The following is a 14,390-nucleotide window of genomic DNA, read 5'->3' as shown; positions in this document are numbered from 1 at the left end:
GGTTCGGGGCCGCCCGACCGGCCGCCGCGCCCGGCCGCGATCCGCGCCCGGGCGGGCCGCCCGTCCCGCCGGCCCGGCGAGCCGCTCCAGGGCCTTACCGGCAGCACGGGGTCTCGCCCCGCGGCGTTCGCGCCGCCCCGCGATCCGCCCTAGGATGCCGCCATGCTCGCGCATGAGCCTGCCATCCGCCTCGGCGCCTCGCTGGGGCTGCTGATCCTGTTGCTGGCGCTGGAACGGCTGATCCCCTGGCGGCGGGACCGGCCGCTCGGCATCCGGCGCTGGCCGGGCAATGTCGGGCTGGCCGTCGCCGGCGCGTTGCTGCTGCGGGCGCTGATGCCCGCGGCGGCGATCGGCGCGGCCTTCTGGGCGGAAGCGCGCGGGATCGGCCTGCTGCCGGCGCTGGGGGCGCCCGGCTGGCTGGCGGTGCCGCTGTCGGTCATCCTGCTGGACCTGCTGATCTACTGGCAGCACCGCGTCACCCATGCGGTGCCGCTGCTCTGGCGCCTGCACCGGGTGCACCATGCCGACCCGGAACTGGACGCGACCTCGGCGCTGCGCTTCCACCCGCTGGAGATCCTGCTCTCCATGGCGCTGAAGGCGGCGGCGGTGGTGGCGCTGGGCGCGCCGCCGGTGGCGGTGCTGGCCTTCGAGGTGCTGCTGAACGGCACGGCGCTGTTCAACCATGCCGCCATCCGCCTGCCGCCGCGGCTGGAGCGGGCGCTGCGCCTGGTGCTGGTGACGCCGGACATGCATCGGACGCATCACAGCGAGGTCCCGGCGGAGACGGATAGCTGCTTCGGCTTCTGCCTGCCCTGGTGGGACCGGCTGTTCGGCAGCTACCGCGCCGCGCCGGCCGCCGGGGCCGGGGTGGTCATCGGCATCGCCAACTGGCGGGAGGCGGGGCGGCAGGGCTTCTTCGCGCTGCTGGCGCAACCTTTCCGGCGCGGCTAGGGCGGATCCCGATCAGGTGGAATCACCTGATCGGGTGAAGATGCCGGAAGATCCAAACGACTGGGGCGGTTGCCGTGCGCCATGGCGAACGGGAAACGCTCCAGGGCGCATCGCCGGGACGGCCCGGCGCGCGGCGCCGCAACCACGCTGTCCGGCCGTGGCGGCAGGGTCCAGCGCGGCCGGCGGTCGAACCGGTCGCGCGGCGGCGGTCCCGGCACGGCGCCAGGTGCCCCATCGGCCAGCGCCAGCGGGGCAGCCTGCGCGTTCAGGCACTTCCCGCGGGACGGCGCGGCCGCGGCGGCGCGCCGGCGCCGGCCTCAGGGCCGCGCGGTGATCAGCCAGATGCCGCCCGGCAGCACCACGCCCCGCGACCCCTCATGCCCTCGGTAGAATGCGACGAGCGCCGCCCGGACCTCGGCCCGGAGGGCGTCGGTCGCGCCGGCGGCGTTCAGGGCGCGTGCCAGGACGCCGAAGCTGGTGGCGCCCTCGGCCGCTTCGGTCGCGGTGGCGCCCAGGCGCATCGGCGGGTCGGCCGGGGTCAGGGCCACGCCGCGGAAGCCGGCGCCGTCCAGGATGCGGCGGACCCGGTCCGGATCGGCGAAGGCGAACTGGCCCGGCTCCTCCGGCCCCGGCGGCGGCGGGCGCGCGACGAGGTGCCGCACCGCGCCGAGGGCCAGCGTCGCCCAGGGATTCTCGGCCGGCGCGCGGAAGGCGGCCATGGCCAGCCGGCCGCCCGGCCGCAGCGCCCGCCGCAGATGGGCGAAGGCGGCGACCGGATCGCCGAAGAACATCACGCCGAAGCGGCTGAACAGCAGGTCGAAGCCGGCCGCGGGAAAGGGATGCGTCGCGGCATCGGCCAGGATGACGCTGGCCTGCGGCATCCCGGCCTCGGCGAGGCGGCGGCGGGCGGTGGCGACCGAGGCCTCGGCGATGTCGGCGCCGAGCACCCGGCCCCCGGGCCCGACCGCGCCGGCCAGGGCGAGCAGGGAGGTGCCGCTGCCGCAGCCGATATCGAGCACCTGCTCGCCGGGCTGCGGCCGCGCGGTGTCCAGCAGCAGGGTGAGCACCGCGGCCAGCGTGCCGTCGATCCGGTCGTGCTTCTCGGACCAAGCGCGGGTCTGCGGGCCGTTCCAGAAGGCGTGCTGCTGGGCGGCGATGCTGGCGGGATCGGACATCCGGGCGGGCCCTCGCGTCGGGTCGAGGGAGGCTACTCCCGGCCGCCAGGCCGCGACAGGGCGCCGCAGCCCCGGCGCTCGCGGCGCGGCGCGGGGCGCGGCGGCCGGGGAGCGACAAGCCCGGACGGGGACGCCGGGGAGCGCGTGCAAGAGCGGCTTCCGTTCGCCATGGCTCACGCAACCGCGCCAGTCATTTGAATCGACCAGCATCTTCACCTGATCAGGTCGTTCCACCTGATCCGGTTCTGCTCTGGCCGGCGCCGAGGCGCCGTCTCGCGCCCTCGCCCAACACGGCGCAACCGGCGGGCGGTCATCGCTCCCTGCCGGGGGTCGGGACGCCGGAGCATCGCCGGCGGCCCCGCCCCGCATTCCGGCGGTGCGCCCCGCCAAGGCCTGGGGCGCCACCATGCGCCCCGGGGAGAGGCACCATCACATGCCGCCAAAGGCCCCCGGTCGACGCCGAACGCCCCGGGGCGGCCGTCCCGCCGGGGCCGTGAAGGCGGATCGGCAGCCGGCCGGGGCAGCCCCCGACCCCATGGGCATCGTCGCGCAAAGGCGGTGCGGCCCGCATGGCGCGCGCCAGGGCGGATCCGGCGCCCCGGAGGCGGGCGCCGATACGATGCCAGCGGGCATGCCCGGCGACCCTCGCTGCGGGGCGCGGCGACCGCCGCGGCCTGCGGCCCGGGGATGCCGGATCGGCCCGGGCGGCGATGGCCGGCCCGGGATCAGCGATGCAGCGCGGCCAGGTCTGTCCCGTAGCGCTCCAGCACCGCGCGGCGCTTCACCTTCATGGTGGGCGTCAGCAGCCCGTTATCGACCGAGAAGGGCTCCGGCGCCGCGGTCCAGCGGCGGATGCGCTCGATGGTCGAGAGCTTCGCATTCACCCGCGCCACGGCAGCCCCCAGCGCCTCCGCCATGCCCTCGGCCGGGACCAGCAGGGCGACGATGCCCGGCTGGCCCTCGCCGGCGATCACCGCCTGGGCAATCTCCGGCTCGGCCATCAGCAGCCCCTCAACCTTGGCCGGGCTGACCATGTCCCCGCCCATGGTCTTGATGAAGTCCCGCTTGCGGTCGGTGACGACGATCCGCCCGCGCTCCAGCCGCGCCACGTCGCCGGTATGCAGCCAGGTCTCGCCATCCGGGCCGGGCTTCAGGGCGGCGGCGGTGGCGTCGGGATTGTTCCAGTAGCCGTCCATGACCAGGTCGCCCTTGATCAGCAACTCGCCGTCCTCGGCGATGGCGGCCTGCACCCCTTCCAGCGGCGCGCCGACGGTGTGGCGGTGGTTGTCCCAGGGCGCGTTCACGCTGATGACCGGCCCCGCCTCGCTCTGCCCATAGCCCTGGATCAGCGGCAGGCCGAGCGCGATGAAGAAGCCGGAGAGGTCCGGGTCGAGCCGCGCCCCGCCCGAGACCAGCGCCTTGAGCTTCCCACCGAAGCGGGCCCGTACCTTGTCCCGCACCAGCCGGTCCAGCAGCGGGTCCGCCACCCGCGCACCGAGGCCGAGCGGCGGCCCGTCCATGCGCCGCAGCCCCTGCGCCAGCGCCGCCTCGAACAGCCGGCGCTTGAGGCCGCTCTCCTTCTCGATCTGCGCCAGCATGCGGGCCCGCAGCACCTCGAACAGCCGCGGCACGGCGGTGACGATCGCCGGCTTGATCTCCTGGAATTCGGCGGCCAGCCGGTCGGCGCCGCGGGAATAGACCACCTCCATCCCCATCGACGGCAGCAGGAAGCAGCCGACCGTGTGCTCGTAGCTGTGGGAGAGGGGCAGGAAGGACAGGTAGGGCTCGCCCTCCACCCCCAGCCGCTCGATCAGGTGGCGCACGCCTTCCCGGTTCGCCAGCATGGCGCGGTGCGGCAGCATGACGCCGCGCGGCGCGCCGCCGGTGCCGCTGGTGTAGATCAGGCAGGCGAGGCGGCCGGCCGGGATCTCCTCGGCTTCCGCCATCAGCATCGCCGGGTCGGCGGGCTGCGCCGCCGCCTCCGCCCAGGCGCGGGCGGGCAGCCCCTCCGCCGGCTCCATGCAGAGCAGCAGGTCGAGCCCGCCGGTGCCCGACGCCGCCTCCGTCACCCGCCGCGCCAGCGCGGCGGAGGAGACGATGGCGGCGCGCGCCCCGCTGTCGCGCAGGATATGCGCGTGGTCGGCGACGGTGTTGGTGGTGTAGGTCGGCACGGTGACGGCGCCGATCGCCATCAGGGCGCAGTCCGCGATGTTCCATTCCGGCCGGCTGTCGCTGACCAGCAGGACGCGGTCGCCCGGCATGATGCCCTGGGCGCGCAGCCAGGCGGCGATCGGCGCCACGCGCTCGACGAACTCGCCCCAGCGCAGCCGCTGCCAGGCGCCGTCGCGCCAGTAGCGCAGCATGGGCCGGTCCGGGTGCTTCCGCGCCAGGGCGAAGAGCATCCCCGGCAGGCTGCTCCAGCCGCTGGTCCCGCGTGTCCCGGCCCGGCGGCCAGCCTCTGCCCCGCCCGCCATGACAGGCGCCTCCATCCCAGACATCGCCCCCCTCTCTCGTTCCGCCCTGTCCGCGGCGCCGCCGCTTGGCCGCGCCTGCCGCGGCCTTATATGGTGGAACGTGACCCGATCCGAGCCCACCTCGCCCCCCCGGCCGACCCTGGCCCGCGCCGCCGCCGATGGCGCCGCCCCCGTCCTCCCTGCCGCGGTGCGCGCACCGCTGGATGCGGGCGGCCCGCCAGGCGGCGCGCCGTTGCCGGTCTGGGACCTCTCCGACCTCTATGCCTCGGCCGAGGACCCGAAGCTGGCCGCCGACCTGGACCGGGCGGAGGAGGAAGGCAAGGCCTTCGCCGCCCGCCTGTCCGGCCGGCTCGGCAGCCTGTCCGGCGATGCCCTGGCCGAGGCGGTCGGCGAGTACGAGCGGATCGAGGAGGTGCTGGGCCGGGCGATGAGCTTCGGCCAGCTGGTCTTCGCCGGCGACGCCACCGACCCCGCCAATGGCCGCTTCTACCAGACCCTGCAGGAGCGGGTGACGGCCATCTCCTCCCACCTGCTGTTCTTCACGCTGGAGCTGAACCGGCTGGAGGATGCCGAGCTGGACCGCAAGCTCGCCGGCAGCGCGGCGCTGCGGCGCTGGCAGCCCTGGCTGCGCGACCTGCGCGTCTTCCGCCCGCACCAGCTCTCGGACGAGCTGGAGAAGCTGCTGCACGAGAAGGAGGTGACCGGTCGCAGCGCCTGGAACCGCCTGTTCGACGAGACCATCGCCGGCATGACGGTGCGGGTCGGCCAGGAGGATCTGACGGTCTCCGCCGCGCTGAACCGGCTCTCCGACCGCGACCGGTCGGTGCGGCAGGCGGCGGCGCAGGGCGTGTCGGAGGCCTTCGGGTCCCGCGTCCGGCTGTTCGGGCTGATCACCAACACCCTCGCCAAGGACAAGGAGATCCTCGACAGCTGGCGGCGCTACCCGCGCCCCGGCAGCGCCCGCAATCGCGCCAACATGGTGGAAGACGAGGTCGTGGACGCGCTGGTGACCGCCGTGCGGTCCAGCTTCCCCCGCCTGTCGCACCGCTACTACGCCATGAAGGCGAAGTGGCTGGGCCTGCCGAAGCTGATGCACTGGGACCGCAACGCGCCGCTGCCGGAGGAGCAGGACCGCAGCATCGCCTGGCCCGAGGCGGTGAAGACCGTGCTGGACAGCTACCGCGCCTTCAGCCCGGAACTGGCCAGCCTGGGCGCGCGCTTCTTCGACAAGCCATGGGTGGATGCGGCGCTGCGGCCCGGCAAGGCCAGCGGCGCCTTCGCCCACCCGACCGTGCCCAGCGCGCATCCCTACCTGCTGCTGAATTACCACGGCAAGACGCGGGACGTTATGACGCTGGCCCATGAACTGGGCCATGGCGTGCACCAGATCCTGGCGGCGCAGCAGGGCTACCTGCTGAGCGGCACGCCGCTGACGCTGGCCGAGACCGCCAGCGTCTTCGGCGAGATGCTGACCTTCCGCGGCCTGCTGGATGCCGAGACGGACCCGAAGCGCCGCCGGCTCATGCTGGCCGGCAAGGTCGAGGACATGCTGAACACGGTGGTGCGGCAGATCGCCTTCTACCGGTTCGAGACGCTGCTGCACGATGAGCGACGCAAGGGCGAGCTGTCCGCCGAGCAGATCGCCGCCATCTGGATGCAGGTGCAGACCGAGAGCCTGGGCCCGGCCTTCGACTTCACCGAGGATTACGGCGTCTACTGGGCCTATATCCCGCATTTCGTGCACAGCCCGTTCTATGTCTACGCCTACGCCTTCGGCGACTGCCTGGTGAATGCGCTGTACGGGGTGTACCGGGACGGCCAGGTGCCGGAGTTCGAGCGGAAATACCTCGGCCTGCTGAAGGCCGGCGGCACGCTGCGCCACAAGGAATTGCTGGCGCCCTTCGGCCTCGATGCCTCCGACCCGCAATTCTGGCAGCGCGGCCTCGACGTGATCGCGGGCTTCATCGATGAACTGGCGCGCGAGTCGCGCGACGACGAACTGGAAAAGACTGCATGAGCGACCGCGAGAGCACTCTCTTCGGGGAGATGCGGCGGATGGTGCGCACCTCCGGCGCCGTGGGCGGCATCGCCGCCCGGGTGGCGGGCGAGCGGTTCCTGGGGCTGAAGACCGACAAGACCGCGCATGCCGAGGACCTGAAGCGCATCCTGGGCGGGCTGAAGGGCCCGATGATGAAGGTGGCGCAGTTCCTCTCCACCGTGCCGGATGCGCTGCCGGAAGCCTATGCCGAGCAGCTTGCGACGCTGCAGGCCAATGCGCCGCCGATGGGCTGGCCCTTCGTCCGTCGCCGCATGCAGGGCGAGCTGGGGCCGGGCTGGGAGGGGAAGTTCGCCGAATTCGGGCGGGAGGCGGCGGCCGCCGCCTCGCTCGGCCAGGTGCACAAGGCGCGGCTGCCGGACGGCACGCAGGTGGCCTGCAAGCTGCAATACCCGGACATGCCGAGCGTGGTGGAGGCCGATCTCCGCCAGCTCAAGCTCGCCATGAACCTCTACCAGCGCATGGACAGCGCCCTCGACAACGGGGAGGTCTATGCCGAGCTGCGCGACCGCCTGCGGGAGGAGTTGGACTACCTGCGGGAGGCGGCGCATCAGCGCCTCTACGGCCTCATGCTGGCGGACCAGCCGCGCGTCGCGGTGCCGCAGCCGGTCGAGGGCTATTGCACGCCGCGCCTGCTGACCATGACCTGGCTGGACGGAAGGCCGCTGGTGAAGCGGCTGGAGGAGGCCCCGCCGGTCGAGGAGCGCCAGGCCTATGCCGAGGGGCTGTTCCGCGCCTGGTACCGGCCCTTCTACCGCTACGGCGTCATCCATGGCGACCCGCATCTGGGCAACTACCAGGTGCGGCCCGACCTCGAGGGCATCAACCTCTTCGACTTCGGCACCATCCGCATCTTCCCGCCGAGCTTCGTCGGCGGCGTCATCATGCTCTACGAGGCGGTGCGCGACGACGACGAGGAGAAGGCGGCAGAGGCCTACCGCATCTGGGGCTTCCGCAACCTCTCGAAGGAGACCATGGAGGTCCTGAACCTCTGGGCCGCCTTCCTGTACGAGCCGCTGGTGCAGGACAAGGTGCGGCCGATCCAGAATTCGGACGACATGTCCTATGGCCGCAAGATCGCCCAGCAGGTGCATGAGGGGCTGAAGCGCACCGGCGGCGTCCGCATCCCGCGGGAATTCCCGCTGATGGACCGCGCCGCGGTCGGCCTCGGCAGCGTCTTCCTGCGGCTGCGCGTCGAGATGAACTGGCACCGGCTGTTCATGGAGATGGCCGAGGGCGTGTCGGAGCAGGCGGTGGCGGAGCGCCAGGCGCAGGCCATGCGCGAGGCCAGGGTGCCGCCGCCGCTCGCCTGAGCCGGCGCGCGGCGGCGGGCGCCAGGCCCGCCGTCCCGGGCCTGCCTAGCCCGGCAGCGCCCGGTCGCGGCTTTCCGGCAGGGTCCACATCGCCGCCGTTGTCACCAGGCTGGTCAGGGTCACGTACCAGGCCGGGGAGGTCGGGTCGCCCGTCGCGCCGATCAGCCAGGTGATGACGAACTGCGTCGTCCCGCCGAAGAGTGAGACGCCCACGGCATAGGCGATGGCAAGGCCGGTGGCCCGCACCGCCCGCGGCAGCAGTTCCGGCACCACCACCAGCGCCGCCGTGCTGCTCATCGAGGTCAGCACCGTCACTACCGCCGTCGCGGCAAAGAGCGTCATGGGGCTCGGTGCGGCGCTCAGCCACAGGAACATCGGCCAGACCGCCAGCGCCAGCAGCAGCCGCGGCGCCAGCATCACCGGCCGGCGGCCATAGCGGTCCGCCAGCCAGCCGCCGGCGAGCGCGCCGGACAGCGTCCCGAGCCCGGCCACCACCGTCGCCGCCAGCGCGATCGAGGGCGGGAAATGCAGGGTCGAGATGGCGAAGGTGGTCATGTAGTTGCCGACATAGGTCGCCACCGTCCCGCCCAGGATCAGCAGGACGCCAAGCGCCACCAGCCGGCCATGCTCCCGCAGCCGCGGCCGCGGGCCGGCGGCGGCGCCGTGCTCCAGCGTCTCCGGCATCGCCCGCCGCAGGATCACCGCGACGGGGATCAGCGCCAGGCAGAGGATGAAGGGCACGCGCCAGCCCCAGCTCGCCAGGTCCTCGCGGCTCAGCACCAATGACAGGCCGGTGCCGATGGCCCCGGCGGTGAGTGCGGCGATGCCCTGGCTGGCGAGCTGCCAGCTGGAATAGAAGGCGCGGCGGCCGGGCGGCGCCACCTCCAGCAGGAAGGCGGTGGCCGGCCCGACCTCCCCGCCCAGGGCCAGGCCCTGCACCAGCCGGCAGGCCACGACGATCAGCGGCGCGGCGATGCCGATGCTGGCGTAGGAGGGCGTGACGGCCAGCCCGAGCGTGCCGACCGTGATCAGCGCGATGGTCAGCAGCATGGCCGGCCGGCGCCCCGCCCGGTCGGCATAGGCGCCGATGACCAGCCCGCCGAGCGGGCGGAAGATGAAGCCCACGCCGAACACCGCGACGGACAGCAGCAGGCTGAGGAAGGGGGTGGAGGCCGGGAAGAAGGTCTCCCCGATATAGACCGCGAAGAAGGCGTAGGTGACGAAGTCGTAGAACTCCAGCGCATTGCCCGCGACGGTGGCGGCCACCACCCGGATCGGGACCGGGGGCGCCGCGGCCCCGTGGTCCGCCATCCCCGCTGCCACGCCTGCGCCCATGCCCCGCTCCTCCACGCTGCCGGGCAGTAACCCGTCGCGCGGCCCGGCGATCACGGGCAGGGCCGAAACAAGCGTCGGGGGCCGGTCGATTGACCGACCCCCATGGTCAAGGATTGCGTGTCTCTGTATGACGGCCGCCCGCAGGCCGGCACCCGTTCGGGGTTGCCGCGCCTGATGCTGCGCCGCATCTAGTGACCTGCCCGTGACGTTCGCAGCCTGTCGCTGCGAAGGGAACGGATCAGCAGGCCACTGACTACCAAGGCTAGTGCCCCGGGCCGAAGGGTGCCGCCGCCGGCGGCGGCCTTCGGATGCGGGGTACTGGCGCCCGGAAGAGGGGGACCCCGTATGCGTCTGGCTGTCCTGAAGGAGCGCCGGCCGGCCGAGACTCGTGTCGCGGCCACGCCGGAAACGGTCAAGAAATTCATCGGCCTCGGCTGCAGCGTGGCGGTGGAGGCCGGCGCCGGCCTCGCCTCCGGCATCCCGGATGCCGATTATGCGGCGGCGGGCGCCGAGGTGGCGGCGGATCCCGCGGCGGCGCTCCAGGGGGCCAACATCGTCCTCAAGATCCGCGCGCCGCTCGCGGCCGGGGAGGGCGAGGTGGACGAGCTGGCGCTGATCCCGCGCGGCGCCCTGCTGCTCGGCCAGCTGCAGGCCGACGAGAAGGCGGCGGCCGCCTATGCCCAGGCCGGCATCGATGCCGGGGCGATGGAGCTGCTGCCGCGCATCACCCGCGCGCAGAGCATGGATATCCTCTCCTCCCAGGCAAACCTGGCGGGCTACCGCGCGGTGATCGAGGCGGCAGGCGCCTTCGACCGCGGCTTCCCCATGCTGATGACCGCGGCCGGCACGATCTCGGCCGCCAATGTCTTCGTCATGGGCGCCGGCGTCGCCGGCCTGCAGGCCATCGCGACCGCCCGCCGGCTCGGCGGCCGCGTGTCCGCCACCGATGTCCGGCCAGCGGCGAAGGAGGAGATCAAGTCGCTCGGCGCCACCTATGTCGGCTACGAGTCGGAGGAGAGCAAGCAGGCGCAGACCGCCGGCGGCTATGCCAAGCAGCTCTCGGCCGAGTTCTATGCCGAGCAGGCGAAGGTCGTCGCCGCCCATATCGCCAAGCAGGACATCGTGGTCACCACCGCGCTGGTGCAGGGCCGCAAGGCGCCGCAGCTGGTGACGGAAGCCATGGTGCAGTCGATGAAGCCGGGCTCGGTCATCGTGGACATCGCCGCCGATGCCGGCGGCAACGTGGCGCTGACCAAGCCGGGCGAGATGGTCGTTACCGAGAACGGCGTGAAGATCCTCGGCTGGCACAACTGGCCGGGCCGCATCTCCGGCGCCTCCTCCTCGCTCTTCGCGCGCAACCTGCTGACCCTCCTGACCACCTTCTGGGACAAGGAGGCGAAGGCGCCGAAGCTGCCGGCCGAGGACGAGATCGTGCGCGGCGTCATGCTCACCCGCGGCGGCGCCGTGGTGCACCCGAGCTTCCAGGCCGCCAAGGCCGCCTGACCTGACCATGATGCCGTCCGCCGGCCGGCGCGGTCCGACGCATGCGTCGGACGGGCGCGCGGGCCGGTCCCGGACGGCGATGCCGAAGGAGACACGAGGATGAACCCGACCGACCTCGCCAACCAGGCGACGGCGACGGCGCAGCGTGCCTTGGAACTGGCGCAGCAGGCGCGCGCGCTGGCCGAGACGCAGGTGGTGCCCGCCATCCAGCATGGCGCCGCCGCGGCCGACCCCTTCCTGTTCCTACTGACCATCTTCCTGCTGGCCTGCTTCGTCGGCTACTACGTGGTCTGGAACGTGACGCCGGCGCTGCACAGCCCGCTGATGGGCGTGACCAATGCCATCTCCTCCGTCATCGTGGTCGGCGCCATTCTGGCCGCCGGCACCGCCGACAACTGGGGCGCGCGGATCTTCGGCTTCCTGGCCGTGACGCTCGCCGCGGTGAACATCTTCGGCGGCTTCCTGGTGACGCGCCGGATGCTGGCCATGTTCCAGTCGAAGAAGAAGGCCTGACGCCATGGCGACGATCTCGACGCTCGCCTACCTGGTCGCGGCGGTGCTCTTCATTCTGGCGCTGCGCGGGCTGTCCCACCCGACCACCTCCCGCCAGGGCAACATCTACGGCATGGTCGGCATGGCGATCGCCATCGTGGCCACGCTGTTCCGCCCGGGCATGGACGCCACCGGCATCCTGCTGATCCTGGCCGGCCTCGCCATCGGCGGCGGCGCCGGCGCGGTGGTGGCGAACCGCATCCAGATGACGGCGCTGCCGCAGCTGGTCGCGGCCTTCCACTCCCTGGTCGGCATGGCGGCGGTGTTCGTGGCGGCGGCGGCCTTCTACAGCCCCGAAAGCTTCGGCATCGGCACGCATGGCGACATCCACACCGCCTCGCTGGTCGAGATGTCGCTCGGCCTCGCCATCGGCGCCATCACTTTCTCCGGCTCGGTCATCGCCTTCGCCAAGCTGGACGGGCGGATGTCCGGCGCGCCCATCATCTTCAACGGCCAGCACAAGCTGAATGCCGGCCTCGGCGTGCTGCTGCTGGTCCTGGTCATCGCCTTCTGCGCCACCGGCAGCCCGCTGCTGTTCTGGGCCATCGCGCTGCTGTCCTTCGCGCTAGGCTTCCTGCTGATCGTGCCGATCGGCGGCGCCGACATGCCGGTCGTCGTCTCCATGCTGAACAGCTATTCCGGCTGGGCGGCGGCGGGCATCGGCTTCACCATCGGCAACCTGCTGCTGATCGTGACCGGCGCGCTGGTCGGCGCCTCCGGCGCCATCCTGTCCTACATCATGTGTAAGGGCATGAACCGCAGCATCATCAACGTGCTGCTGGGCGGCTTCGGCACGGACACCTCGGCGGCCGGCGCCGCCGGCGGTGCTGCGGCCGACAAGGGCCCGGTGAAGGCCGGCAGCCCGGAGGATGCGGCCTTCATCATGAAGAACGCATCCAAGATCATCGTCGTGCCGGGCTACGGCATGGCGGTGGCGCAGGCCCAGCAGGTGCTGCGGGAGATGGGCGACCTGCTGAAGAAGGAAGGCGCCACGGTGGAATACGCCATCCACCCCGTCGCCGGCCGCATGCCGGGCCACATGAACGTCCTGCTGGCCGAGGCGAACGTCCCCTACGAGGACGTCAAGGAGCTTGAGGAGATCAACCCCGAGTTCGCGGAGGCCGACGTGGCCTTCGTCATCGGCGCCAACGACGTGACCAACCCGGCGGCCAAGACCGACAAGTCCTCGGCCATCTACGGCATGCCGATCCTCGACGTGGAGAAGGCCAAGACGGTGTTCTTCATCAAGCGCGGCATGGCCAGCGGCTATGCCGGCGTGGACAACGAGCTGTTCTTCCGCCCGAACACCATGATGCTGTTCGGCGATGCGAAGAAGGTGACGCAGGAGATCGTCCAGGCGCTGCAGAAGTAGCCTGGCGGTCGACAGGAAAGGGGGCGCTGCCGCGGGGCAGCGCCCCCTTTTTTCATGCCGGCTGGTTGCTGCCGAGCGCGGCCCGCAATTCCGCCCCGCTGGTCACCCAACCGAAGAAGCTGGCGACGTTGAACTCGCTGGCCTGCTGCGCCCCCGGCCCGGCGGCCAGCGTGGCATCGGCCACCATCACCGGGAAGAATTCCCTGTGGTAGGCGTCGCGGATCGTGCTCTCGACGCAGACATTCGTCGCCACACCGATGACCACCACCGTGCGGATGCCGCGCGCCCGCAGCACCTGATCCAGGTTGGTCCCGGCGAAGCCGCTGTAGCGCGCCTTCGGCACCACCACCTCCCCGGGCAAGGGGGCGAGTTCCGGCAGGATCTCGTGGTCCCAGGTGCCGTGGGTGATCAGCTTGCCGGCATAGGCCTCGTTCATGCGCATGAATTTCAGCGCATTGGACTTGTGCCAGACCGGGGCGGTGGGCGGCGCCTCCCGCTGGTCCGAGGAGAAGCCGTTCTGCAGGTAGATCACCGGGATGCCGGCGGCGCGGCAATCGGCGATGACGCGGGCGCATTCCGCGATCACCGGCGCCGCGCCCGAGACATCGAAGCCGCAGAGGTCGAGGTAGCCGCCCTTCGAGCAATAGGCGTGCTGCATGTCCACGACGATCAGCGCCGTCTCCTCGGGGACGACGCTGACCGGCTCCGGACGGGCGGCGAGTTGGATGCGGCGGGGCATGGGACTCTCCTCGATGCCGGCGGGGCGGGCTTCCTGCCGGAAGGCCGCCCCGCCGGTGCGCCTGGCGGGTGGCGAAGCCGATCCACGCGACGGGGCGCGGCGACCACGCCGGGATCGGTTCCGATGGCCGGGGCAAGCACCCCGCGTGCCAGTCAGCCGGCCAGCAGCCGCCCGACCTGGCCGCAGAGACGATCGAGCAGCGCATCCTCGAGCCCGGCCGCGCCCAGCGCCTCCTGCGCCCACAGCAGGGCGTCGGCATTCGGGCCCCTGGGTCCCACCGCCCGGGCCAGGATGCGGGCCTGGGCCGGTTCCGGCAGCGCGCCGGCATGCAACCGGTGGGTGGGGTCGGCGACGAAGGCCAGCGCCCGCAGCGGCGTGCCCTGCGGCATCGGCACCACGGTGACCCAGGCCGCGCGGCAGAAGCCCGGCGCCATCTCCTGCCGCCAGACCGGCCAGAGCGCCGCCGCCTCCGACAGGGTCAGCAGCAGCCCCTCGCAGCACGCGTCCGGCATGGGCTCCAGGCCCGGTGCCAGGCCCGGCGCGTCCGGCATCCCGCGGTCATGGATGTCCCGCAGGCACCAGCGCCGGGCGAAGCCGCGGAGCCGGGCGGGGGTCGCTTCGGCACCGGCCGCCATCCGCTGGTCCCACATCAGGGCGCCATGGGCGAAGACCCGAAGGGGGTCCCCGGCGCGGCGCCCGCAGAGCGCGCCCTGCATCCCGGCGCGAAGCTGGGACTCGGACAGGGTGGGGGGTGGCCGGGCGGGCAGGCACCGCGCCGGCAAGGCGCGCGCGATCAGCGCCCGGCTGAGCGGCAAGCCTGCCCAGGCGGGGGCATGCAGCAGCGTTCCGGCGAATTCCCTTGCGCCCTGTGCCGGATCAAGGCGCGTTTGGCCCTGGCGTTCCATCCCATGGACCATGCT

Annotated in this window: 11 protein-coding genes; 6 read left to right on the top strand and 5 right to left on the bottom strand. The window is 72.6% G+C overall.

Going from position 1 to position 14,390, the window contains the following annotated elements; translation table 11 throughout:
• Positions 1–162 precede the first annotated feature (162 nt).
• Positions 163–951 carry a sterol desaturase family protein gene (locus tag E2C05_RS13115; RefSeq protein WP_133220091.1) on the top strand — a complete coding sequence of 263 codons (789 nt, stop codon included), beginning with the start codon at positions 163–165 and terminating at the stop codon, positions 949–951.
• A gap of 317 nt (positions 952–1,268) precedes the next feature.
• On the opposite strand, the gene E2C05_RS13110 is transcribed toward E2C05_RS13115, so the two are convergent.
• Both E2C05_RS13110 and E2C05_RS13105 read right to left on the bottom strand, forming a co-directional pair.
• Positions 1,269–2,126, bottom strand: a complete 858-nt coding sequence (locus E2C05_RS13110) for a class I SAM-dependent methyltransferase (protein WP_158292100.1) — start codon at positions 2,124–2,126, stop codon at positions 1,269–1,271.
• A gap of 725 nt (positions 2,127–2,851) precedes the next feature.
• Positions 2,852–4,600, bottom strand: coding sequence for an AMP-dependent synthetase/ligase (locus E2C05_RS13105; protein ID WP_133220089.1), 1,749 nt, complete (start codon positions 4,598–4,600; stop codon positions 2,852–2,854).
• Between the two features lie 187 nt (positions 4,601–4,787).
• Between E2C05_RS13105 and E2C05_RS13100 the strand changes: the two genes are divergently transcribed.
• Together E2C05_RS13100 and E2C05_RS13095 are read left to right on the top strand one after the other, a co-directional pair.
• The gene (locus E2C05_RS13100; protein WP_240046724.1) at positions 4,788–6,617 is read left to right on the top strand and encodes a M3 family oligoendopeptidase; all 1,830 of its coding nucleotides are present in this window, start codon (positions 4,788–4,790) and stop codon (positions 6,615–6,617) included.
• On the top strand, positions 6,614–7,969 hold the full coding sequence (locus E2C05_RS13095; protein WP_133220087.1) for an ABC1 kinase family protein: 1,356 nt from the start codon (positions 6,614–6,616) through the stop codon (positions 7,967–7,969). The genes E2C05_RS13100 and E2C05_RS13095 overlap by 4 nt, the downstream gene beginning before the upstream one ends.
• Before the next feature lie 45 nt (positions 7,970–8,014).
• On the opposite strand, the gene E2C05_RS13090 is transcribed toward E2C05_RS13095, so the two are convergent.
• Positions 8,015–9,304, bottom strand: a complete 1,290-nt coding sequence (locus E2C05_RS13090) for an MFS transporter (RefSeq protein WP_133220086.1) — start codon at positions 9,302–9,304, stop codon at positions 8,015–8,017.
• 345 nt (positions 9,305–9,649) lie between these two features.
• On the opposite strand from E2C05_RS13090, the gene E2C05_RS13085 reads away from it, so the two are divergent.
• From E2C05_RS13085 to E2C05_RS13075, 3 genes are all read left to right on the top strand, one after another.
• Complete coding sequence (locus E2C05_RS13085; RefSeq protein ID WP_133220085.1) at positions 9,650–10,807, top strand: Re/Si-specific NAD(P)(+) transhydrogenase subunit alpha; 1,158 nt, start codon at positions 9,650–9,652, stop codon at positions 10,805–10,807.
• 99 nt (positions 10,808–10,906) lie between these two features.
• Positions 10,907–11,320 (top strand): NAD(P) transhydrogenase subunit alpha, encoded by a 414-nt coding sequence (locus tag E2C05_RS13080; RefSeq protein WP_133220084.1) that lies wholly within the window; start codon positions 10,907–10,909, stop codon positions 11,318–11,320.
• 4 nt (positions 11,321–11,324) lie between these two features.
• Positions 11,325–12,731 (top strand): NAD(P)(+) transhydrogenase (Re/Si-specific) subunit beta, encoded by a 1,407-nt coding sequence (locus E2C05_RS13075; RefSeq protein WP_133220083.1) that lies wholly within the window; start codon positions 11,325–11,327, stop codon positions 12,729–12,731.
• 52 nt (positions 12,732–12,783) lie between these two features.
• Here the strand turns inward: E2C05_RS13075 and E2C05_RS13070 are convergent, their stop codons facing one another.
• Complete coding sequence (locus tag E2C05_RS13070) at positions 12,784–13,470, bottom strand: isochorismatase family protein (RefSeq protein ID WP_133220082.1); 687 nt, start codon at positions 13,468–13,470, stop codon at positions 12,784–12,786.
• 152 nt (positions 13,471–13,622) lie between these two features.
• On the bottom strand, positions 13,623–14,285 hold the full coding sequence (locus E2C05_RS13065; RefSeq protein ID WP_205082809.1) for a gamma-glutamylcyclotransferase: 663 nt from the start codon (positions 14,283–14,285) through the stop codon (positions 13,623–13,625).
• Positions 14,286–14,390 lie beyond the last annotated feature (105 nt).

The organism is Paracraurococcus ruber (assembly GCF_004353985.1).
Classification (GTDB): Bacteria; Pseudomonadota; Alphaproteobacteria; order Acetobacterales; family Acetobacteraceae; genus Paracraurococcus; species Paracraurococcus ruber.
This window is presented reverse-complemented; position numbering and strand designations above follow the sequence as displayed.

What these genes read in the sequence shown, in the direction of transcription:
- E2C05_RS13115 (WP_133220091.1), top strand. Translation starts at nt 163, where the DNA reads ATGCTCGCGCATGAGCCTGCCATCCGCCTCGGCGCCTCGCTGGGGCTG.
- E2C05_RS13110 (WP_158292100.1), bottom strand. Translation starts at nt 2,126, where the DNA reads ATGTCCGATCCCGCCAGCATCGCCGCCCAGCAGCACGCCTTCTGGAAC.
- E2C05_RS13105 (WP_133220089.1), bottom strand. Translation starts at nt 4,600, where the DNA reads ATGGCGGGCGGGGCAGAGGCTGGCCGCCGGGCCGGGACACGCGGGACC.
- E2C05_RS13095 (WP_133220087.1), top strand. Translation starts at nt 6,614, where the DNA reads ATGAGCGACCGCGAGAGCACTCTCTTCGGGGAGATGCGGCGGATGGTG.
- E2C05_RS13090 (WP_133220086.1), bottom strand. Translation starts at nt 9,304, where the DNA reads ATGGGCGCAGGCGTGGCAGCGGGGATGGCGGACCACGGGGCCGCGGCG.
- E2C05_RS13085 (WP_133220085.1), top strand. Translation starts at nt 9,650, where the DNA reads ATGCGTCTGGCTGTCCTGAAGGAGCGCCGGCCGGCCGAGACTCGTGTC.
- E2C05_RS13080 (WP_133220084.1), top strand. Translation starts at nt 10,907, where the DNA reads ATGAACCCGACCGACCTCGCCAACCAGGCGACGGCGACGGCGCAGCGT.
- E2C05_RS13075 (WP_133220083.1), top strand. Translation starts at nt 11,325, where the DNA reads ATGGCGACGATCTCGACGCTCGCCTACCTGGTCGCGGCGGTGCTCTTC.
- E2C05_RS13070 (WP_133220082.1), bottom strand. Translation starts at nt 13,470, where the DNA reads ATGCCCCGCCGCATCCAACTCGCCGCCCGTCCGGAGCCGGTCAGCGTC.